The organism is Thiofaba sp. EF100 (genome assembly GCF_039822285.1).
GTDB lineage: Bacteria > Pseudomonadota > Gammaproteobacteria > Halothiobacillales > Halothiobacillaceae > Thiofaba.
Window position 1 is genome coordinate 63,741 of sequence record NZ_JBAJEY010000007.1, and the last position, 21,741, is coordinate 85,481.

The window sequence follows — 21,741 nt, forward strand, 5'->3', positions numbered from 1 at the left end:
GCTATGGCCCTGACCAAGGCCGACATGGTCGAACGCCTCTACGAGGAACTCGGTCTCAACAAGCGCGAGGCCAAGGACCTGGTCGAGATGTTCTTCGAGGAGATCCGCAATGCCCTCGCCGAGGGCGAGGACGTGAAGCTGTCCGGCTTCGGCAACTTTCACCTGCGCGACAAGAACGAGCGCCCCGGTCGCAACCCGAAGACCGGCGAGATGATTCCGGTTTCCGCGCGCCGCGTGGTGACCTTCCGCGCCGGTCAGAAACTCAAGTCGCTGGTCGAGGAACATGCAAGCACGGAAACGGCCTGAGGATACCGACGAGCTGCCCGCCATCCCGGGCAAGCGCTATTTCACCATCGGCGAGGCCAGCGAGCTGTGCGCCGTGAAACCGCATGTGCTGCGCTACTGGGAACAGGAGTTCCCCAAGCTCAGCCCAGTCAAGCGGCGCGGCAACCGGCGCTATTACCAGCGTGAAGACATCGAGCTGATCCGCCGCATCCGCACCCTGCTCTACGACCAGGGCTTCACCATCAGCGGGGCGCGCCAGCAGCTCGATGGTGCCGAGAGCGAAGGACACGCCTCACCCGGCTCGCTGCGCGACATGATCCTGCGCGTGGAGTCCGTGCTCACCCTGCTGCGCGAGGGATTGCAGCGCAAAGATTGACGCCCTGTGCATGAGTCACTATAATGCGCAGCTCAAACGCAAACTCGGCAAGTAGATCTGATCCGGGGTGTAGCGCAGCCCGGTAGCGCACCTGCTTTGGGAGCAGGCTGTCGGGGGTTCAAATCCCTCCACCCCGACCACATTGGAAATACTTACCGTCTCTACTGCGCCCGTAGCTCAACTGGATAGAGCATCGGCCTTCTAAGCCGAGGGTTGCAGGTTCGAGCCCTGCCGGGTGCGCCATGTTCTCTATGGTGGTCGTAGCTCAGTTGGTAGAGCCCCGGATTGTGATTCCGGTTGTCGTGGGTTCGAATCCCATCGATCACCCCACCCCTTCCCCCCACTATCCCGCACCGCCCTTCATCGAAGGTGACGATGCATGCCATACCCTGCCTGTTTCTTCGCCGACGTCTCCAGCCACGCGAAGGTCCAGGATAACCCGAACTTTCGCGAAGAACCTGCAGAAGGCCCATACATAACAATGCCCGCATCTTGCGATGCGGGCATTGTCCTTATCCAGGACTCGTTAGGCTGATTTTGACTCAGCCGCTCTTGGCTGCCTTTCCAGCCCCTTGGGAGAGCGAACGATCCGCCCTCGCCTCAGCCTTCCTTCTGGCAGAAGTGGCGCGAGAACTCGAGCAGTTCCTCCATCGCCGGCAGGCGGAACTTGTGGCGCTGCCGGACGAAGGAGAAGTCGCGCAGCAACGGCGGGTCGAGCGGCACGGCGGTGAGCATGTCGAGTTTGAGCTCCTTGGTGATACCGGCTTTGGACATCACCGACAGCCCCATACCCGCCTCGACCGCGCCCTTGATCGCCTCGGGGCTGCCGAGCTCCATGCACACGGTCCAGCCCTCCGGATACCCCTGCTCGTTCAGGTAGTTCAGGATGGCCTCACGCGTGCCCGAGCCCTCTTCGCGGCAGATGAACTGGTAGGGCATCAGCTGGTCGACGGTCAGGCTCTTGTGCTTCGCCAAGGGGTGATCCGGCGGCATGATGACGACCAGTTCGTCACTGCGGCAGTGCTCGACCAGCAGGTTCTTGTTGGTGACCGTCCCCTCGACGATGGCAAGATCGATCACGTTGTGTTCGACCATGGAGACGATGGACTCGGTGTTGCCCACCTTCAGGCGCACGTTGAGATCAGGGTGCTTCTTCCTGAACTGCCCCAGCAGGGACGGAAGCATGTTCTCGGCAATGGTCATGCTGGCACCGATGTTGAGCGAACCGCCCATCTCGCCAGTCATCTCCCGCACCCGCCGCTCCATCTCATCGTAGAGCTCGAAGATGCGCTCGGCCACCTCATACACCACCTGCCCCACATCCGTCAGCGTCACGCGGTTGTGCGTGCGATCGAACAGGCGGGTATCGAAGTGTTCCTCGAGCTGGCGCACCTGGAAGGTGACCGCCGGCTGGGTCATGTGCAGGGACTCGGCCGCCTTGGTAAAGCTGAGCAGCCGGGCGACCGTGTAGAAGACCTTAAGTCTGCGATCCGCCATCTTTTCTTCCACGGATGAGTGAGACGACCATGAGTGTATCGAATTTCACGCCCCAAGATAAGGCGTGTTTATCCAGTCACTTTTCGGGAAGGACGCTGCCACCACCAGTACATCAGCGGGATCACCACCAGGGTCAGCAGGGTGGAGGCGAAGGTGCCGAAGATCAGCGACACGGCCAGACCGCCAAACACCGGATCGGTGATCATGATCAAGGAGCCGAGGATGATCGCCAGCGCCGTCAGCAGGATCGGGCGGAAGCGCACCGCACCCGCCTCGATCACCGCCGCCTCCAGGCTGTAGCCCTGCCTGCGGTAGTCGAGGATGAAGTCGATCAGCAGCAGCGAGTTGCGCACCACGATCCCCGCCAGGGCGATGAGGCCGATCATCGAGGTCGCGGTGAACGCCTGCCCGGTGAACCAGTGGCCCGGAAAGATCCCGACCATGGTCAGCGGGATGGCGCCCATGACGATGAACGGCAACATGAACGACTTGTAGTACGCCACCAGCATCAGGTAGATCAGGATGATGGCGACGATGAAGGCCGAACCAAGGTCGCGGAACACGTCCAGGGTCAGGCGCATCTCGCCACCCCACAGCAGGGTGTACTCCATCACGTCCTTCGGCTGGGCCTGGACGAAGCCGAGGTTGCCGGTGGTGAACTTCACCCCGTTCGGCAGCTCCACCCCATCGAGCATCTTGTCCAGGCTCAGGACGGCATAGACCGGGCTCGAACGCAAAAGCTCACCGCCCACCATCACCATCGAATGCTGGTCACGGCCGTAGTAGGGCTTGGCCTGGGTGACACGCTCGACGGTGGCAATGGCCGACAGCGGCACCTGCACGCCCTGCGGGTTGCTGATACGCAGGGTCAGCAGGCTCGCCGGATCGGTGCGCAGCTCGCGCGGCAGACGCAGGGTGATGTCCACCGGCTCGCGCGCACCCTCGACATGCAGGGTACCGATGGAAAGCCCACTGACGTAGTCGCGCAACAGCTTCGCCACCTGCCCCGGCGCGATGCCGGAGAGCATGGCCTTCTCGGCATCGACATGGATGTGGAGACTCTCGGCATGCGCGGTGACCGAATCGTCCACATTGATCATGCCGAAGATTTGCGCGAAGGCCGCATCGACATGGGGCGCCGCCTCGCGCAGCTTGTCGTAGTCCGGGCCATAGAGCTCGGCGAGGATCTGCGCCTGCACCGGGGGCCCCGGCGGGGTTTCGTAGATCTTCAGCTTGGCCTGCGGAAAGGCAGCACGCACCTCATTGAGCGCCACGTCGAGCTGCTCGGCGATGGTGTGCGAGCTCTCGGAACGCTCGTGCTTGCCGACCAGGTTGACGCGGATCTGGGCGAGATTGCTGCCGCGCTTGATCATGTCCCCGCGCACCAGGGCGGCAAAGTCGATCGGCGCAGTCATACCGGTGAAGGTGCTGTAGTCGGTCACATGCGGCTGCCGGGCCAGCACCTGGCCCACCGCGCGCGCCACCTGATCGGTGGCCGCCAGCGAGGTCCCCGCCGGCATGTCCACCTGCAGCAGCAGGGTGCTGGTGTTGTCGTTCGGCAGCATCTTCAGCTCGACGCCGAGCGGCGAGAGCGGGCCATTCATGCCTGCGGGGCGGATGAACTGCCAGGCGGGCATCAGCATGGCACCGAACAGCAGGGCGATGACCACCAGCATGGTGATCCAGCGCAGGGCACGCCGGTTCAGCAGCGGGGTGATCACGCCGACGTAGAGGCGATGCAGCACGTCCTTCTTATCATGCCCACGCTCTTCCAGGCTCGGCGTGGCCGCCAGCGCCTGCATGGTGGCGACCTTCTTGCCCAGCCAGAGGCGGGTGGCCCAGGGCACCACCATGTAGGCGATCACCAGGGACGCGATCATCGCCACCGGGACATTGAACGGGATGGGACGCATGAACGGCCCCATCATGCCGGTCACGAAGGCCATGGGGATGAAGGCGAGGATGACCGCGATGGTGGCGATGTTGGTGGGGTTGCCGATCTCGTTGGTGGCACGGATGAGGGTCGCCGAGAAGTCGGTGATCTGGCCCGAGTGCATGTGGCGGTGGATGTTCTCGATCACCACGATCGCTGCGTCCACCAACAGGCCCAGCGAGAGGATCAGGGCGAACAGGGTGATGCGGTTGATGGTCTGGCCAAACACCAGGCCGACCGCCAGCACCACGAACAGGATCAGCGGCACGGTCAGGGTGACGATGCCCGCCTCGCGCCAGCCGAGGAACAGGATGAGGATCAGGATCACCGAGCCGACGGCGATGCCGAGGTGCTCGATCAGGGTGTTCACCGCCTCATCCGCCTTGGCGCCGTCGTTACGGGTGACCACCACGTCCACCCCGGCCGGCAGGGCCTGGCGCTTGAGCTCTTCGAGCTTGGCGAGCACGGCCTCGGCCACCACCACGGCATTGGTGCCGGCCTTCTTGGCAATCACCAGGGTCACGGCCGGCATCTCGCTGCCGGCGCGCCGGTCGCCCTCGGCCTGCGGGTGCGCCGGGCCGTAGGCCAGGCGGTGCACTTGCTCGACCTCCGCCGGGCCGTCCTCGATGCGTGCCACGTCCTTGAGATAGATCGGCCGCCCCTGCTTGGAGACGCCAACCACGATGTCGCCCGCCTCCTCGGCCGTACGCAGGAAGCCCTCAAGACGCAGGGGGATGGCACGGTTGTCCATGTCCAGCTCGCCCAGGGGGGCGGAGACATTGGTCCCCTGCAGCATCATGCTGACCTGGTCGAGGGTCAGGCCACGCGCCTCCAGCCGCTGCGGGTCGAGCCACACATTGACCGCCCGCGGCCGGCCGCCGACCACCTCGGTGAAGGATACGCCCGGCACATTGCGCAGATGCTCGATCAGGCGGGAGCCGATCTCGCGCAGCTGCATGTCGTCATACTGCGCGGAGCCCAGGGCGATGGTGAGGATGGGCACGTCATCCACGTTGATCGGCTTGACCAGCGGCTGCAGCGTGCCGGCCGGCATGCGGTCCATGTTCTGCATCAGCTGGTTGTAGAGCTTGACCAGGCTGTCCTCCTGGTCCTCACCGACCTTGAACTGGACGGTCACAAGGCCCATGTCCTGGGTCGCATAGCCGTAAGTGTGGTCCACCCCCGACATGGCGTTCATGATCGCGCCCAAGGGGCGCACGATCAGCCGGCGCACCTCGTCGGGGCTGGCCCCCGGCTTGGCGACGATGATGTTGGCCGCCGGCACGACGATCTTCGGGTTGTATTCGCGCGGGGTCACCGCCAGCGCCAGCAGGCCGGTAAGAAAGAGCGCAATGATGATCAGGAGGGTGATCTTGGAGTGCAAGAACATGCGGGCGAGCTTGCCCGCGATGTTCAGCGGCTCGGCCCCCTCAGCGGGCACCGCGGTAGGCATGGTGTTGTGCATGGCTTACCCCGTCAGTCCTTGGCCTTACCTGCGATGACCCGGTCGCCGTTCTGGAGCTGCTTCACCCCATCGGTGACCACCCGCTCGCCAGCCATCAGCCCGGCCACGATCTCGACCAGACCATCCACGCGGCTGCCGGTGCGCACCATGCGGAACTGGGCGAGGCCCTGGGCATCCACCACGAACACCCCGCGGATCCCGGCCCGGTCAACCACCGCCTCGGCGGGCACGGCCAGGGCCTGGCGGCTGCCAGTGGCAAACAGCACGCGGGCGAAACTGCCGCTCTTGAGCCCCTCGGCAGTGATGTCCAGCTTGACCGGGTAGGTACGCGCCACGGGATCAGCCGCAGGGCTCAAACGGGCCACGCTGGCGCGCAGCGGTTGGGGGTAGCCCTCCACCTCGACCTGCACCGCATCGCCCAGCTTGAGCTGACGGAAGATCGCCTCCGGCACTGCGGTCTGCACCTGCAGGCGAGAGGCGTCCTCCAACGCGACCACCGGGTGGCCGGGCGCGGCCATGTCGCCCTCGTTGGCGAACTTGGCAGTGACCACGCCATTGATCGGCGAGGTGACGCGGGTGTACTCGAACTGGCCGCGCGCCTGGGCAAGACCGGCGCGGGCCTGGGCTACGCGACTCTGCGCCACATCGTAGTTGAGCTTCATCTTCTCGAACTGCTGGCGGTTGATCACCTCATCCTTGTACAGCTTCTCGAAGCGCTCGTAGTCGGCCTTTGCATCCTTCAGCGCCGCCTCGGCCTGCAGCAGACCCTGCTGGGCCTGGGCCACCGCGCCCTGCACGTCGACCGGGTCGATCTCGAACAAAAGCTCACCCTGCCGAACGAGCTGCCCCTCGACGACCTTGAGCGCACGGATGTAGCCCATCACCCGCGAGGACAGCTGCACCGCCTCGAGGGGCACCACGGTACCGGCCGTGGGGGCCAGGATCGGCATATCGACCAGGCGGGCGGTCTCAATCGAGGCGGGAATATCGCGCACCACCTGGGTCGGTGCAGCGGCCTTTTCGTCGGACGAGCAGCCCCCCATCAGCAGGGCCAGCGGCAGGACGAGAGATGTGAGAGCAAGAGTCGATGACATGCGCATGGGACAGTCCTTAGAGTTGTTCGACCGAGAGCAGGCCCACCGCGCGCTTGAGTTCGGCGCGCTGGACCACCTGCTCGTAACGGGCGGCGACCAAGTCGGCCTGGGCCTTGTCGAGCTGGGTCTGCGCGGCCAGCAACTCGACCATGGTCGCGAGCCCGTTCTCGTAACGTTTCTTCACCAGACGCTGGGCTTCATCGGCCTGTTCGGCCGCGAGCTCGCGGGCGACCACCGCCTCGTCGGCCTCGCGCGACTTGCGCAGCGCCTCGCGCACCTGGAACTGGATGCCCTCCTCCGCCTGGCGCAGTTTGGCCGCGGTCTCGATGCGCGCGGCCTGGGCACGGTCAACGGCCGCGCTGGTGCCGCCGGCATCGAAAGCATTCCAGGACAGCACGCCAGCCACGGTGTAGGAGGATGACTCGAAGCCGAGGGCTTGGTCGTTCCAGTCCTGGCGCAGCATGACGTTGAACTGCGGCAGCAGGCCGGCACGGGCGACGTCGACGTTGGCGGTCACGCCCTCGAGCTGATGGCGCATGGCCTGCAGGGCGGGATGACCGTCCTTCGCCTTTTGCTGCAGCTCGGGCAGCCCCCCCTGCAGCGGCAGCGGCGCGAGCTCCGGACCGACATCAAGCGGGGCTTCCAGCGGCATGCCGAGCAGCAGGTGCAGCTGGTCGAGGGCAGCAGCCTCCGCGTTACGTGCGCGGGCAAGCTGCAGCTTCACATCATCCAGATGAACCTTGGCGGTCAGGACGTCGCTCTTGACCGCCATGCCCTGCTGCAGCAGGCGCTCAGTGATGCGCACGTACTCCTCGGAGGCCGCCTGCGCCTGCTCGCCCACCTTCACATAGGCACGTGCCGTATGCACCCCCTGGTAGGCCATCAAGACATTCTTGATCAACATTTGCCGGGCATGGGCATCGCCCGCCTGGGCCGCGCGGGTGTAGGCGCGTGCCTGGCGCACGTAGCTTTCGACCATGCCGCCGTTGTAGACCGGCACCAGCACCTCGATGCGGGTGTTGATATTGCCGGTACCGCCGGGGTGATTGAGATCGCGCGGGGCGATCTTGAGGACGTTCGGATCGGCCGGATTGAATTCACCGGCACCAAAGTCGCCAAAGGTGGCTTGGCGCTGACTGAGCTTGAGGCCGAAAGCGTTGAGGGCGTCGTTGGTGTAGGTCCCCGTCATCGACAGGTTCACCTTCGGCATGTGGTTGGCCTCGGCCTGGCGCACGGCGGCCTGAGCCTGGTTGATCTGCGCCTGGCTGACCTCGATGTCCGGATTCTGGCTCAGCGCGCGCTCGACACACTGCTGGAAGCTCAGCGTTTCGGCCTGAGCGGCTTGCCCCAGCATGGCGAACATCACGCCGAGAACCAGGGGCCGGAGGGCTTGTTTCTCAATCATGTCGGGTCCTTCTCGCACCGCCTGCGCGGCTCCGGTAAATTAGTGACGGCTAATATACTTAAAATCTATGGAGACAGGCAACAATATTATGCCCCGCCGGTGTGTCCTCCATGTTTAAAGCACATGGAAGCCCACTGTGGAGGAACACATGCCGCAGCCGGGCAGATCCTGCGAAGACAGGAGGGCGGACCGGGACCGATCCACGAAGAGGGCACCTCAATCGAGCACGATGTGCCGGCTGCTCACCCCCAGCGCATCCAGCTGACGCGCGAGTTCGTCGGCTTGCTCCACCGAACCCAGCGGACCGATCCGCACGCGGTGCAGACCGTCGGGGCGGCGGGCCACGTCGACCTGGTCGATGCGGGCGGAGGCGAGACGGAGGCGCAGGCGCTCGGCGTTGGTCGCATCGGAGAACGCCCCGACCTGGAGGAACACGTTACGTCCCCACTCCGGCACTGGCGTAGCCAGCTGGACGGGGGCGCTTTCTTGCGGCGGCGGCGCCTGATCCACGTCCAAGTGGCGCACCTCGACCAGGGCCGTGCCGGTACCGACCACCCCGAGCTTCTGGGCCGCAGCGAAGGAGAGGTCGATGATGCGGTTGTCGTGGAAGGGGCCTCGATCGTTCACCCGCACCACGGCGCGCTTGCCGTTCTGGAGGTTCGTCACCTCGACGTAGCAGGGAATGCGCAGGGTCTTGTGTGCGGCGGTCATGGCGTACATGTCGTACTCCTCCCCCGCCGAGGCACGCTTGCCGTGGAAACCGGGGCCGTACCACGAGGCGATGCCGGTCTCGCGGTAGCCGCGATTATCCTTCATCACCTCGTAGCGCTGGCCAAGCACCTCGTAGGAGGCCGGATTGCCGTACTTGCTGTAGGCCTCCGCGCGCGGCACCGCATCGCGGGTCGTCGGTGTGGAGGAGCAGCCCGACAGGCCAAGCATGCCCCCCAGGAGCGCCAGCGCCAGGGAACGCACCGCCACCCTGCTCCCCGCGTTCATGACGCCCGAGCCTCGGCGCCCTTCATGCGCTCACGGATCGCCTGCCCCAACTGCCAGACGGCCATGGCGTAGTGCGCGCTGTGGTTGTAACGGGTGATGACGTAGAAGTTGGGCAGACCGACCCAGAAGGTCTCACCCGCCTCCTCCCGGAAGGGGATCAGCATGGCGGGTGTGGCATCGTCGCCCGGCGGCAGCGACACGCCGGCCTTGCGCAACTCGCCCAGGCTGGTCTTGGCGGCAAGATCGCGTCCACGGTTCATCACCCCCTCCAGGCGCGCCGGCTCGGCCAGTTCGACCGGCCAGGCCACCTCGCCACCCGGCTGCCAGCCGTGGCGCACGAAGTAGTTGGCGACGCTCGCCAGCACATCATCGGCACTCGACCAGAGGTCGCGGCGACCATCGCCATCGCCGTCGACCGCGAAGTTGCGGTAACTCGAGGGCATGAACTGCGGCATTCCCATCGCGCCGGCATAGGAGCCTTTCACCTCGGTGAGCGACACCTTTTCATCCCGGGCCAGGAGGAAGAACTGTTCCAGCTCCTTGCGGAAGAAGGGGGCGCGCGGCGGATAGTCGAAGGCCAGGGTGGCGAGCGCATCGAGCACGGCATAGCGGCCCACATTGCGCCCGTAGCCGGTCTCCACGCCGACGATGGCGACCAGGATCTCGGCCGGCACGCCATACTGCCGCTCAAGCTGCGCGAGCCTGTCGGCATGCTCACGCCAGAACTCAGTCCCGTCCGCAATGCGTTTCTCGGTGAGAAAGATCGGCCGGTACTGGTACCACGGCTTGGCCTCGGCCGGCCGGCTCATGGCCTCGATGATGGAAGGTTGTGGGCGCACCAAGGCCAGGGCCGCGCGCACCCCCGCCTCGTCCAGGCCGTTGCGCTCGCTGATCTCACGCGCAAAGGCCTGCACGTCGTCACGCCCGGCGAACCCCTGGGACGCCAGCGTGGCGCAGCTCGCCAGCAAGCTCGTCATGACGGCGGGGATCAGCACGGTCGGAAGCAGTCGATGCATGGTCAGCGCCTGGCGAGGAAGGGTCGATGACTGTGGATGGACATGAGCATACCGAAACCCGCCATGAGGGTCACCATGGCCGTCCCTCCGTAGCTGACCAACGGCAGCGGCACGCCAACGACGGGCAGGAGGCCGGTCACCATGCCGGTATTGACGAATACGTAGACGAAGAAACTGAGGCTCAGGCTGCCTGCGAGCAAGCGCCCGTAGATGCTCGGGGCGTTGACGGCGATGACCAGGCCACGCAGGACGATGAACAGGTACAGCGAGAGCAGCAGCAAGACGCCGATCAGACCGAACTCCTCGGCGAACACCGCGAAGATGAAGTCGGTGTGCCCCTCAGGCAGGAAGCTCAGGTTGGCCTGGGTGCTGTTCAGCCAGCCCTTGCCGAACACGCCGCCGGAGCCAATGGCGATCTTCGACTGGATGATGTGGTAGCCGGTGCCGAGCGGATCGGCGTCCGGGTCCAGCAGGGTCAGCACCCGCTGGCGCTGGTAGTCGTGCATGACGAAGTTCCACATCACCGGGATGATCGCGGCGAGGGCCACCAGCCCGCCGGCGATATAGCGCCAGGACAGGCCCGCGAGCAGCAGCACGAAGATGCCCGCCGCCCCCACCAGCAGGGCGGTGCCGAGATCGGGCTGGAGCACGATCAGCCCCATCGGCACCAGCACCAGCACCAGGGTCACCAGCACATCGAGAGGACGCGGCGGCAGCGGCCGGTGCGCCAGGTACCAGGCCGCCATCATCGGCACCGCGAGCTTCATGATCTCGGACGGCTGGAAACGGATAAAACCGAGGTCCAGCCAGCGCTGAGCCCCCTTGCCAATGTGGCCGAACAGTTCGACCGCGAACAGCAGGACGAGCCCCACCCCGAACAACCAAGGCGACCAGAACTGGTAGATGCGCGGCGGGATGCGCGCCATGATCAGCATCAACGCAAGGCCGAGGCCGATGCGCATACCCAGGCTGGTGAGCTGCTGCAGGCTTTGATGCGAGGCGCTGTACACCGTCACCACACTGACCCCGAGCAAAAGGAGCAGGGCGAACAGCAACCAGGGGTCCAGGTGCAGCCAGCGGAACAGTACCCCCTCCTCCTCGCGGTAGGGCTGCTGCGCGCGGTTCCAGCCTTCACGCAGTATCGACATCAGTCGGCCTCCCCCTGCTCATCGGTCGCCGCCGCCTTGAGGGCGAAATCCCCCAACAACCAGGCATCCATGACCCGGCGCACGATCGGCCCGGCCGTGCCCGAACCGTGCTGGCCGTTCTCGACAAAGGCCGCCACCGCGATCGCCGGTGCCTCCACCGGAGCGTAGCCGATGAACACCGCATGGTCATGCAGCTTGCGCGAGAGTTTCTTTTCATCATAGGTCTCGCTCTGCTTCACGGTGAAGACCTGCGCGGTCCCGCTCTTACCGGCGATGCGGTAGGGAGCACCGCGGATGACCTTGGCCGTGCCGTAGTCGGAATTGATCACATGATCCATGCCCGCCAGCACCGCATCCCAATGGGCCGCCTTGCGCACCACGATGGGCTCCAGGGGCTCGACCACGGCATCCTTGGCAAGATGCGGCCGCACCGGCTGGCCGCGCTGGGCCAGGGTCGCCACCATCTGCGCGAGCTGCAGCGGCGTCGCCAGCATGTACCCCTGCCCAATGCCTGCGATCAGGGTCTCCCCCGGATACCACGACTGTCCTCTCGCCGCCCTCTTCCAGGCGCGCGAGGGTACGAGCCCGGAAACCTCGCCCGGCAGGTCGATGCCAGTCGGCCGGCCGAGGCCGAAGCGGGTAAAAAACTCGTGCATGCGATCGATGCCCATGCGATGCGCCAGGTCGTAGAAATACACATCGCAGGACTGAGCGATGGCCCGGTCGAGGTCGACCCAGCCGTGCCCGCTCTTCTTCCAGTCGCGGTAACGGTGGCTGTCGTTCGGCAGCTGGTAGTAAGGACCGGCGAACATGCGGAACTCGGGCGTGATCAGGCCGTGCTCGAGGCCCGCCAGCCCCATCAGCGGCTTGACCGTCGACCCCGGCGGATAGGCCGCCGCAAGGGCCCGATTGAACAGGGGCCGGTCGGGATTCTCGACCAGCGCCTTGTAGTCCCCGCCGCGGATGCCATTGACGAACAGATTGGGGTCGAAACCGGGCTTGCTGACGAAGGCCAACACCTCCCCATTGCGCGGATCGAGGGCGACGACGGCGCCGAGGAAGTCACCGAGCGCAGCCTCGGCCACCTCCTGCAGGCGCAGATCGAGGGTCAGGTGGATATCCTCGCCCGGCGTGGCCGGCACCTCCTCCAGCACTCGCAGGGTACGACCGTGGGCATCGACCTCGAGCTTGCGGTAACCGACCTCGCCGTGCAGGCGGTCCTCGTAAAACCGCTCCAGCCCGGTCTTGCCGATATGCGAGGTGCCGCGGTAGGCCTCCTGGTCGATGGTCGCAAGGTCACGCTCGTTGATCCGGCCAACATAGCCGACCACGTGCGCCACCTTCTCCCGCTGGGGGTAGACGCGGGTCAGACGGGCCTGCACCTCCACCCCCGGCAGGCGCGGGCGCTCGACGGCCAGCCGGGCCACCTCTTCCTCGGTGAGGTTGAGCTTGAGGGGGATGCTGTCAAAGGAACGGCTGGCCTTGAGGGTCTTGCGGAAACGCCCGAGCTCGGATTCATCCAGCTCGAGCAAGGTGGCCAGACGCTGGAGGGTGGCCTCCATGTCCGGCACCTGCTCGGGGACGAGCTCGACCTGGAAGGCAGGGGCATTGTCGGCCAGCACCACGCCATTGCGGTCGTAGATCAGGCCGCGCGCGGGCGGGATGGGTTCGATGCGCGTCCGGTTTTGCTCGGCCAGGCTGGCGAAACGCTCGTGCGCGGTGACCTGCAGCCAGGCCACGCGCGCGATCACCGCGCCGAGCAGAAGAAAGCAGATGAGGCCGGCGATGACGGCACGCTGCAGGACGAGGCCCCGCATGTGCCCCCCGTCCTCCATCGGCCTGGGAGATCGGTCTCCGCCCCTCCATGAACGTCGCCCCGCGGATCGCCCCCGCCAGGCCCCTCCCTGATTCGCCCAGGACGAATCGGTCATGAGCGAGGGATCAGGCGCTCATCGGGATTCGCCGCAAGGCGCCCCCGAGGGACGACCGCCCCCCGAAGGGTGCCGCCCCCGGAGGGGCGGCATCCGGCCAATGCCATCTTAACCAAGCACCCCGGCCTTGTAGCGCTCGACCGAGGCGAGGATCTCGGCGCGCGCGGCAGCGGCGTCCGCCCAGCCCTCGACCTTGACCCACTTACCTTTCTCAAGCGCCTTGTACTGCTCGAAGAAGTGGGCAATCTGGCCGCGCAGCAGCTCTGGCAGGTCGGTGACCTCCTGCACGTGGTCGTAGAGCGGGGTCAGCTTGCCGAACGGCACGGCCACCAGCTTGGCGTCCACTCCGGCCTCATCGCTCATCTTCAGCATGCCCACCGGGCGGCAGCGGATCACGGCACCGGGCATCAGCGGGGTCGGGGTCACCACCAGCACGTCGACCGGATCGCCGTCGTCGGACAGGGTGTGCGGGATGAAGCCGTAGTTGCAGGGATAGAACATGGCGGTGGCCATGAAGCGGTCCACCACCAGCGCGCCGCTCTCCTTGTCGATCTCATACTTGACCGGGGCGCCCTGGGCAGGGATCTCGATGATGACGTTGATGTCCTCGGGAACGCTCTTGCCCGCCGGGATGTGCTCGATCTGCATGCCAAATGCCTCGTGATGTTGGATCAGGCGTGTATTATAAGCGGTTTGAATAGCTGCCGACCATGCGGCAGACCGATCCAACACAGGACTCTCGACATGCGCATCGTTCTCCTCGGCGCCCCCGGCTCTGGCAAGGGCACGCAATCCAAGTTCCTGGTCGAGCACTACAAGGTGCCGCAGATCTCCACCGGCGACCTTTTGCGCGCCCAGGTGGCGGCCGGCACCCCGCTCGGCCGCAAGGCCAAGGAGGCCATGGACCATGGCCAGCTGGTATCGGACGACATCGTGCTCGGCATGATCCGCGAGCGCCTGGCCGAGGACGACACCCAAAACGGCTTCATCCTCGACGGCTTCCCGCGCAACCTCGCCCAGGCCAGCGCCCTGGACGCCCTGCTGGCGGACCTTGGCAAGCCGCTGCAAGCCGCCATCCTGCTGGATGTGCCGTTCGAGGATCTGATGCAGCGCCTAACCGGCCGCATGACCTGCGCCAAGTGCGGCGCGGTGTACAACAAGTACACCCATGCCCCACGCAAGGCCGGCGTGTGCGATGTCTGCGGCGGCGAACTGACCCAGCGCGCGGACGACAACGAGGAGACGGTAGGCAAGCGCCTGCAGGTCTTCGAGGCGCAGACCGCTCCGCTGGTCAACTTCTACAAGGCCGAGGGCAAGCTCCACACCGTGGATGGCCGCCGTTCCATGGAGGCCATCTTCGCGGACTTCCGCGCCATCATCGACCGCCTGGCCTGACGCCCCCCGATGATCCCGGGGCGCCCGAGAAACCTGCCCCTCGCCCTGCTGCTGGCGCTGACCCTGATGCCGGCGGCACGGGCCTATGACCCGTACCGGCTTTGTCCGCCATTTGCCCCCACCCTGCCCGACCTTCCTGCCCTAGCCCCTGGCGCCCCCGCAGCAGCGGAGGCCGACTACGCTCACCACGATGGCAAGGTCGCCACCCTCGAAGGGGATGTTCGCCTGCAGCGCGCCGACCAGCGCCTGCTGGCCGAGCGGGTGCGTTACACCCTGAACCCCGAGCAGATCGAGGCCAAGGCCCCGGCGGGCGGGGAGCTGCGCTACTGGGACCCGACCCGCATCCTGTTCGCCCGCGAGGCCCGCTTCTGGCCCGGCGAGGATCGCGGTGAGCTCACGGGGGCCCGCTTCTGGCTCACCCAGGGGCACCTCTCCGGCCGCAGCACCGCCATCACCCGCCTGGATGCCCAGCACGACCGGCTCGAGGACGTCACCCTCTCCAGCTGCCCCGAGTCCAAGCGCGACTGGGAACTTTCCGCGCGCCGGATGGAGCTCGACCATGAGCGCGGACGCGGCGTCGCACGCGACACCACCCTGCGCTTTCTGGGCGTGCCACTGTTCTACTCGCCCTGGCTCGACTTCCCACTCGACGACCGCCGTGCCAGCGGCTTCCTCTACCCCAACCTCGGCTTTTCCAGCAAGCGGGGCTTCGAGGTCGCGGTGCCCTGGTACTGGAACATCGCCCCCGAGCGCGACGCCACCTTCACCCTGCGCCCGATGAGCAAGCGCGGCCTCATGCTCCAGGGCGAGTACCGCGAGCTGTGGCGGGAAGGGCGCGGCCAGCTCAACCTCGACTGGCTGCCGCACGACGACGAGCGCGGCAGCGACCACCGCTACCTGCTGAACGCCCGGGCCGACAGCCGGTTGGGCGACTGGAACGGCTCGCTGGCGGTACGCCGCGCCTCCGACATGGACTTCATGCGCGACTTCAGCCTCACCCCTTGGGGCAGCATCACCGACTACCTTGAATCGCATGCCAGCCTCGCCCGCAGCTTCGGCCACTGGAACCTGCTGCTGAATGCCCAAGCCTGGCAGACCCTCACCTACAACGTGACCGAGGCCGGCCGCCCCTACCGGCGTCTGCCGCAACTCCTGCTCACCGGCCATGAAGACGCAGGCCCGCTGCGCCTGACCTTGGAGAGCGAGGCTGTGCGATTTGCCCACGAATTCGAGCTCAAGCCGCAAGGCGAGCGCTATGCTCTCGTACCGGCGATCAGCCTGCCCGTCGAGGGGCGCTGGTACAGCATCACCCCGCGCCTCGCATTCGATGCGCTGCGCTACCAGCTCGAGGACACCCAGCAAACCCGCACGGCCCCCATCGCGAGCTTTGACGCGCGGCTGTTCTTCGATCGCTACGGCGAACAAACCCACCAGCAACTCGAGCCGCGCCTGTATTACCTCTACGTCCCGTACCGCGAACAGGACGGCCCGCTGTTCGACACGAGCCTGGCCACCCCCAGCCTATCCCGCCTCTTTGCCCCCAACCGCTTCCTTGGGCGCGACCGGCTGGGCGACGCCAATGCACTCAGCTACGCCCTGACCTGGCGCGCCCTGGATACCCGCGAGGGCTATGAGCGGATGAGCCTTGCCCTGGGCCAGCGCTACCGCTTTGCGGATGAACGGGTCACCCTTCCGGGGGGCACAGGCTACGCTGCCGGGGCTGGGGAGGTCATGGGCGAACTGGGCCTTGGCTTCAGCCGCAGCTGGCGCCTGCGCCTGACTGCTGCGACCGACCCCGCACTCGACAAGCTCACCCAGACCTATGCCCTGCTCGGTTACCGTGGGGCGGATCAGCGCCTGCTCAACCTGCACTACGCGAAGCACAAGGATGACCCCGGCCTGCCCGATCTGGAACAGGCCGGCCTCTCCTTCGCCTGGCCCATCAACCGCCAGTGGCGCCTGCTCGGCAGCCTGGTGCATGACCTCAAGGGCGAGGCGGTCATCCAGGCGCTGGCCGGGGTGGAATATGACAGCTGCTGCTGGAGGCTGCGCCTGGGGGCTCGCCGCTGGGCGGTCGACACCCCTGACCCCACCCAGATCAAGCTCGACAGCGCCATGCTGATCCAGCTCGAACTGAAGGGGCTGGGCGGTCTCGGCTCGCAGGCTGACAGGCAGTTCGAACGTGATATTCTTGGCTTCTCTACGTTCCACCCCTGAACGGACGCCATTCATGCCCCGCTTCCCGATCGCACGGCCCCTCTGCCTGGCCGGCATCCTGCTCGCCCTCGGCGGCCCGCTGCACGCCGCCCCCCAGTCTTCCACAGCCGCCGTCGCCGCGCCGAAGGCGCAGGACCAGGGTGAACTGATCCCCCTTGATCGCGTCGTCGCCATCGTCAACAACGAGGCGATCACCGAACGCGAGCTGGCAGCCGAGATGGCCCGCATCACCAACCGCCTGCGCGCCAGCGGCCGCGCTGTGCCGCCCACCGAGGTGCTGCTGCCGCAGGTGCTCGAGCGCATGATGATCCAGCGCGCCGAGCTGCAATACGCCAAGCTGACCGGCATCACGGTCGACGACCTGAGCCTGGACAACGCCGTGCGCGGCATCGCCAATGACAATGGCATGAGCATCGAGCAGTTCCGTGCCGCCCTGGCGAAGGAGGGTACCGACTGGGCGGGATTCCGCGAGCAGGTACGCCAGGAGATCATCCTGGGCCGCCTGCACAAGCGCGAGGTCTTCGATCGCATGCAGATCTCCGACAAGGAGATCGACGACTTCCTCGCCAGCAGGCAGGTCAAGTCCGGCGAGGCGCGCGAATTCCATGTGCGCCACATCCTCGTCGCCCTGCCCGAAAACGCGGGCCCGGCCGAGATTGCCAAGGCACGGGCCAAGGCCGAGGCGGCGCTGAAGGAGCTGCAGGGCGGGGCCGAGTTCGCCGGCGTGGCCGCCCGCTTCTCCGACGCGCGCGACGCGCTGGAGGGCGGCGACCTCGGCTGGCGCCCGCTCGACCGCCTGCCCACCGTCTATGCCGAGGCCGCGCAGGGCCTCAAGGCCGGCCAGCTGTCCGAACTTTTACGCAGCCCGAGCGGCTTCCACATCATCCAGCTGGCGGAGGTGCGCGGTGCGCAGGGCCAGGCCGCGACGCTGACCGAGACCCACGCCCGCCATATCCTGATCCAGCCACGCGAGAACGTCTCCGACGACGAGGCCCGTCGTCGCCTCGCCGAGCTGCGCGAGCGCATCCTCAAGGGCGAGGACTTCGCCGCCCTGGCGCGCACCTACTCCGATGACAAGGGCTCCGCCGAGCGCGGCGGCGATCTGGGCTGGGCTCGCCCTGGCATGATGGTCGAGGCCTTCGAGCAGGTCATGAACGCCACCGCGCCCGGCCAGGTGAGCGAACCGTTCCGCTCTCCCTTCGGCTGGCACATCGTGCAGGTGCTCGAGCGCCGCGACGCCAGCGGCAATGCCGAGTTCCTGCGCCAGCAGGCGCGCGAGGCCATCGGCCGGCGCAAGGCCGAAGAAGAACTCGAGCGCTGGCAGCGCCGCCTGAAGGACGAGGCCTACACCGAGATCCTCATCGGCAACGGCGCCGGCAAGTGACCACCACGCTGAAATTGGCCCTCACCCCTGGCGAGCCCGCCGGGATCGGGCCGGATCTTGCCATCCAGCTCGTCCAGCAGCCCCTGCCGGTCGAACTGGTGGCCTTCGCCGACCCCGGGCTTCTGCGCGAGCGCGCCGCCCGTCTCGGCCTGCCGCTGACCCTCCTCCCCCATGACCCCCATCGTCCGCCCCGCCTGCCGAATGCAGGGGAGCTGAGCATCGCCACAGTCCCCCTGCGCACCCCCGCCGTGGCGGGGCGGCTGGATCCGGCCAATGCGGAATACGTGCTCGACACCCTGCGCGCCGCCACCCGCGCCTGCCTGGCGGGCGAGATGGCCGGGCTGGTCACCGGGCCGGTGCACAAGGGGGTGATCAACGAGGCCGGCATCCCCTTCACCGGCCACACCGAATTCCTCGCCGATCTTACCGGCGGGCACCCGGTGATGATGCTGGCCACGGGGCATCTGCGCGTTGCCCTGGCGACCACCCATCTGCCCCTGCGTGAAGTCGCGGATGCCATCACCCCCGCCCTGCTGGAGCAGGTCTGCCGCATCCTCGATCATGACCTGCGCGCCCGCTTCGGCCTCGCCCGCCCGCGTATCCTGGTCGCTGGCCTCAACCCGCACGCGGGCGAAGGCGGGCACCTGGGACGCGAGGAGATCGACATCATCGCGCCGGTGCTCGAGCGCCTGCGTAGCGAAGGCATGCAGCTTATCGGCCCCCTGCCCGCCGATACCCTGTTCACCCGCGACCGTCTGCAGCATGCGGACGCCGTGCTCGCCATGTACCACGACCAGGGGCTGCCGGTGCTCAAGTACGCGGGCTTCGGTGAGGCGGTCAACATCACCCTCGGCCTGCCCTTGCTGCGCACCTCGGTCGACCACGGCACCGCGCTGGAACTGGCCGGCACCGGCCGCGCGCGTATCGACAGCCTGCGCCAGGCCGTGCTCATGGCCCACACCATGGTTTCGGCCTCGGCCGCCTCATAGATCGCATGACCACGCACATCCCCCGCAAGCGCTTCGGCCAGCACTTCCTCCACGATCGCGGCGTGATTGCCCGCATCGTCCAGGCCATCGACCCCCGGCCTGGCCAGCGCATCGTCGAGATCGGTCCCGGCCTCGGTGCCCTCACCGTGCCGGTGCTGGAGCGCTGCCAGAGGCTGGAGGTGGTCGAGCTGGATCGCGATGTCATCCCGCACCTGACCGCCGCCTGCCAAGGCAAGGGCGAGCTCATCATCCACCAGGCCGATGCGTTGCAGTTCCGCTTCGCCGATCTTGCCCCACCGGGCGAGCGGCTCAGGATCATCGGCAACCTGCCCTACAACATCTCCACCCCGCTGCTGTTCCACCTGTTCGCCCAGGGGCCGGTGGTACAGGACATGACCTTCATGCTCCAGCTCGAGGTGTGCGAACGTCTGGCTGCGGCGCCGAACAGCGAGCACTACGGCCGCCTGTCGGTGATGGCCCAGTACCATGCCAAGGTCGAATACCTCTTCCACGTCGGGCGTGGCGCGTTCAACCCGCCACCCAAGGTCGAGTCGGGCATCGTCCGCCTCACCCCCCACCTTGAGCCGCCGGTGGAGGTGGGCCATCCGGACATCTTCAGCCGCATGGTCGCCCAGGCCTTCAACATGCGCCGCAAGACCCTGCGCAACGGCCTGAAGGGCTTCGTCGACGAGGCCGGCTTCGCCAGCGCGGGCATCGACCCGCAACGCCGACCGGAAACCCTGAGCCTCACTGAATTCGCGGCGCTCAGCCGGGTAGCCAGCGCCGCCGTCCAGGGCTGAGCGGCGCGGGCGGACAGGCACCATGCACGCTGAACTGCACGTCCACCCCGGCCCTGAAGCACTCGCCGCCGCCGTAGCCCGGCGCTGGGCCACGCTCGCAGAGGAGGCCATCGCGGAGCACGGCCGCTTTACCGTTGCCCTCTCGGGCGGGCGCACCCCGCGCATCCTCTATGAACTACTGGCCAGCCCGGCATGGCGCGACCGCCTCCCCTGGGGCCAGACCGAGTTGTACCTGGGCGATGAACGCTGCGTCCCCGCCGACCATGCGGACAGCAATGCGCGGATGGTGCGCGAGGCCCTGCTCGACCGTCTGCCCCATCCCCCCCTCTTCTTTCCGATGGTGAGCGATCCGATGCGCCCCGAGCAGGACGCCGCGCACTACGCCAGCCTGCTGCGGGAGCGTCTGGGCGATGCGCCGATCCCGACCTTCGACCTGATTCTGCTCGGCATGGGCGCGGACGGCCATTTCGCCTCCCTGTTCCCGGGCACCACGGCGCTCGAAGACCGCGAGGCCTTCGCCCTAGCGCTGCGGGAGGAGCAAGTCGGCCATCGTCGCATCTCGCTCGGCCGCCGGGTCATCGCCGCCGCCCGCCGACGCATCGTCATGGTCACGGGGGCGGACAAGCGGGCCGCCCTGGCCGAGGCCCTGCACGAGCCCGGCTCCCTGCTGCCCATCGCCCGCCTGCAGCGTCAGGCATCGCTCGAATGGCATGTCGACCAGGCGGCCTACCCTGCCAAGCCGGCCGCGGGCGTTTAGAATGATCGTCGTCATTCCAGCCCAGAACACCATGAACACCACCGAATCCCCCGCCAAGATCGAGGTCTCGCCCGAACCCGCCTTCCTCGAGCAACACTCCGACCCGGCGCAGCATCGCTACGTGTTCTCCTACACCATCACCCTGCGCAATGTGGGCGATGTGCCCGCCCAGCTGCTCGAGAGGCACTGGCTCATCACCCACGCCGACGGACGCATCGAGGAGGTGCGCGGCCCCGGCGTGGTGGGCGCCCAGCCGCGCCTCGAACCGGGAGAGAGCTACACCTACTCCAGCGGCGCCGTGCTGGACACCCCGGTCGGCACCATGCAGGGCGACTACCTGTTCGTCACCGACGAGGGCGAGCGGTTCCTGGTGCCCATCCCGCGCTTCACCCTCTCCATCCCCCGGGTGCTGCACTGATGGCCGACGAGCAATCCCCTTCGACGCTCCCCCTGCGACGCGCCTACACCTTCTGGGCACCGATCTACGACGCCCTGATCGACAGTCGCGCCACCCGCCGCGTCCGCCAGCGCAGCATCGAACTTTTGCGTGACTGGGGAGGCAAGCGGGTGCTTTTGGTCGGGGTGGGCAGCGGATTGGACCTGCCTTTCCTGCCTCATGATGGGACTTACACCGGCATCGACATCACCCCGGCCATGCTTGAGCGCGCCCGGCGCCGGGCGCAGCGCTGCGGCTGCCCGATCCGGCTGATGAGCGGCAATGCCATGAGCCTGCCGTTCGACGACGGCGAATTCGACCGCATCGTCATGCACCTGATTCTGGCCGTGGTGCCGGACCCAGCTCGCGCACTGTGCGAGGCCGCGCGGGTGCTCAGGCCGGGCGGTGAGATCCTGATCCTCGACAAGTTCCTCCGCCCCGGCCAGCGCGCACCCTTCCGCCGCGCCCTGAACGTCCTCACCCGTCACCTCGCCACCCGCACGGACGTGGTGTTCGAAGACATCCTGGCGCAATGTCCCGGCCTTACCCTCGTGCATGACGAACCGGCCTTCCTCGGCGGCTGGTTCCGCCACATCATCCTGCGCAAGGAGTAAGGA

At 66.9% G+C, this 21,741-nt stretch carries 19 protein-coding genes and 3 tRNA genes; 13 read left to right on the forward strand and 9 right to left on the reverse strand.

Annotated features, from left to right (window positions below):
* Positions 1-3: 3 nt before the first annotated feature.
* From V6D91_RS11135 to V6D91_RS11155, 5 genes are all read left to right on the forward strand, one after another.
* Positions 4-306: an integration host factor subunit alpha gene (locus tag V6D91_RS11135; protein WP_347320521.1), complete on the forward strand. Its 303-nt coding sequence runs from the start codon at positions 4-6 to the stop codon at positions 304-306.
* Complete coding sequence (locus V6D91_RS11140) at positions 284-661, forward strand: MerR family transcriptional regulator (protein WP_347320523.1); 378 nt, start codon at positions 284-286, stop codon at positions 659-661. Before V6D91_RS11135 ends, V6D91_RS11140 begins: the two co-directional genes overlap by 23 nt.
* 63 nt (positions 662-724) lie before the next feature.
* Positions 725-801, forward strand: a tRNA-Pro gene (locus V6D91_RS11145).
* Between the two features lie 26 nt (positions 802-827).
* Positions 828-904, forward strand: a tRNA-Arg gene (locus V6D91_RS11150).
* Positions 905-915: 11 nt separating this feature from the next.
* Positions 916-991, forward strand: a tRNA-His gene (locus V6D91_RS11155).
* Between the two features lie 270 nt (positions 992-1,261).
* Here V6D91_RS11155 and V6D91_RS11160 read toward each other — a convergent pair.
* From V6D91_RS11160 to ppa, 9 genes are all read right to left on the reverse strand, one after another.
* The gene (locus V6D91_RS11160) at positions 1,262-2,158 is read right to left on the reverse strand and encodes a LysR family transcriptional regulator (protein WP_347320525.1); all 897 of its coding nucleotides are present in this window, start codon (positions 2,156-2,158) and stop codon (positions 1,262-1,264) included.
* A 68-nt stretch (positions 2,159-2,226) separates the two neighbouring features.
* Complete coding sequence (locus V6D91_RS11165; protein WP_347320527.1) at positions 2,227-5,556, reverse strand: efflux RND transporter permease subunit; 3,330 nt, start codon at positions 5,554-5,556, stop codon at positions 2,227-2,229.
* A gap of 11 nt (positions 5,557-5,567) precedes the next feature.
* Positions 5,568-6,656 carry an efflux RND transporter periplasmic adaptor subunit gene (locus tag V6D91_RS11170; protein ID WP_347320529.1) on the reverse strand — a complete coding sequence of 363 codons (1,089 nt, stop codon included), beginning with the start codon at positions 6,654-6,656 and terminating at the stop codon, positions 5,568-5,570.
* A 10-nt stretch (positions 6,657-6,666) separates the two neighbouring features.
* Positions 6,667-8,055: a TolC family protein gene (locus tag V6D91_RS11175; protein WP_347320531.1), complete on the reverse strand. Its 1,389-nt coding sequence runs from the start codon at positions 8,053-8,055 to the stop codon at positions 6,667-6,669.
* 216 nt (positions 8,056-8,271) lie between these two features.
* Positions 8,272-9,051 (reverse strand): septal ring lytic transglycosylase RlpA family protein, encoded by a 780-nt coding sequence (locus V6D91_RS11180; RefSeq protein WP_347320532.1) that lies wholly within the window; start codon positions 9,049-9,051, stop codon positions 8,272-8,274.
* Positions 9,048-10,067 carry a lytic murein transglycosylase B gene (gene mltB / locus V6D91_RS11185; RefSeq protein WP_347320534.1) on the reverse strand — a complete coding sequence of 340 codons (1,020 nt, stop codon included), beginning with the start codon at positions 10,065-10,067 and terminating at the stop codon, positions 9,048-9,050. The genes V6D91_RS11180 and mltB overlap by 4 nt, the downstream gene beginning before the upstream one ends.
* Positions 10,068-10,069: 2 nt before the next feature.
* The gene (gene rodA, locus V6D91_RS11190; RefSeq protein WP_347320536.1) at positions 10,070-11,215 is read right to left on the reverse strand and encodes a rod shape-determining protein RodA; all 1,146 of its coding nucleotides are present in this window, start codon (positions 11,213-11,215) and stop codon (positions 10,070-10,072) included.
* Positions 11,215-13,032: a penicillin-binding protein 2 gene (mrdA, locus tag V6D91_RS11195; protein ID WP_347320538.1), complete on the reverse strand. Its 1,818-nt coding sequence runs from the start codon at positions 13,030-13,032 to the stop codon at positions 11,215-11,217. Before mrdA ends, rodA begins: the two co-directional genes overlap by 1 nt.
* A 222-nt stretch (positions 13,033-13,254) precedes the next feature.
* The gene (gene ppa, locus V6D91_RS11200) at positions 13,255-13,794 is read right to left on the reverse strand and encodes an inorganic diphosphatase (protein ID WP_347320540.1); all 540 of its coding nucleotides are present in this window, start codon (positions 13,792-13,794) and stop codon (positions 13,255-13,257) included.
* Between the two features lie 96 nt (positions 13,795-13,890).
* Here ppa and V6D91_RS11205 point away from each other — a divergent pair, with 96 nt between their 5' ends.
* From V6D91_RS11205 to V6D91_RS11240, 8 genes are read left to right on the forward strand one after another with little or no spacing between them, the layout of a single operon-like run.
* Positions 13,891-14,541, forward strand: coding sequence for an adenylate kinase (locus tag V6D91_RS11205; protein ID WP_347320542.1), 651 nt, complete (start codon positions 13,891-13,893; stop codon positions 14,539-14,541).
* A 9-nt stretch (positions 14,542-14,550) separates the two neighbouring features.
* The gene (lptD, locus tag V6D91_RS11210) at positions 14,551-16,758 is read left to right on the forward strand and encodes an LPS assembly protein LptD (protein WP_347320544.1); all 2,208 of its coding nucleotides are present in this window, start codon (positions 14,551-14,553) and stop codon (positions 16,756-16,758) included.
* Between the two features lie 13 nt (positions 16,759-16,771).
* Entirely contained in the window at positions 16,772-18,142 is a 1,371-nt protein-coding gene (locus V6D91_RS11215) for a peptidylprolyl isomerase (RefSeq protein WP_347320546.1), read from the forward strand.
* Positions 18,076-19,131: a 4-hydroxythreonine-4-phosphate dehydrogenase PdxA gene (pdxA, locus tag V6D91_RS11220; RefSeq protein WP_347320600.1), complete on the forward strand. Its 1,056-nt coding sequence runs from the start codon at positions 18,076-18,078 to the stop codon at positions 19,129-19,131. Before V6D91_RS11215 ends, pdxA begins: the two co-directional genes overlap by 67 nt.
* A 5-nt stretch (positions 19,132-19,136) precedes the next feature.
* Entirely contained in the window at positions 19,137-19,931 is a 795-nt protein-coding gene (gene rsmA / locus V6D91_RS11225; protein WP_347320548.1) for a 16S rRNA (adenine(1518)-N(6)/adenine(1519)-N(6))-dimethyltransferase RsmA, read from the forward strand.
* 22 nt (positions 19,932-19,953) lie between these two features.
* On the forward strand, positions 19,954-20,688 hold the full coding sequence (gene pgl, locus V6D91_RS11230; RefSeq protein WP_347320550.1) for a 6-phosphogluconolactonase: 735 nt from the start codon (positions 19,954-19,956) through the stop codon (positions 20,686-20,688).
* A 31-nt stretch (positions 20,689-20,719) separates the two neighbouring features.
* Complete coding sequence (apaG, locus tag V6D91_RS11235) at positions 20,720-21,106, forward strand: Co2+/Mg2+ efflux protein ApaG (protein WP_347320602.1); 387 nt, start codon at positions 20,720-20,722, stop codon at positions 21,104-21,106.
* Positions 21,106-21,738 carry a methyltransferase domain-containing protein gene (locus tag V6D91_RS11240; RefSeq protein ID WP_347320552.1) on the forward strand — a complete coding sequence of 211 codons (633 nt, stop codon included), beginning with the start codon at positions 21,106-21,108 and terminating at the stop codon, positions 21,736-21,738. The genes apaG and V6D91_RS11240 overlap by 1 nt, the downstream gene beginning before the upstream one ends.
* The last annotated feature ends 3 nt before the right edge of the window (positions 21,739-21,741 follow it).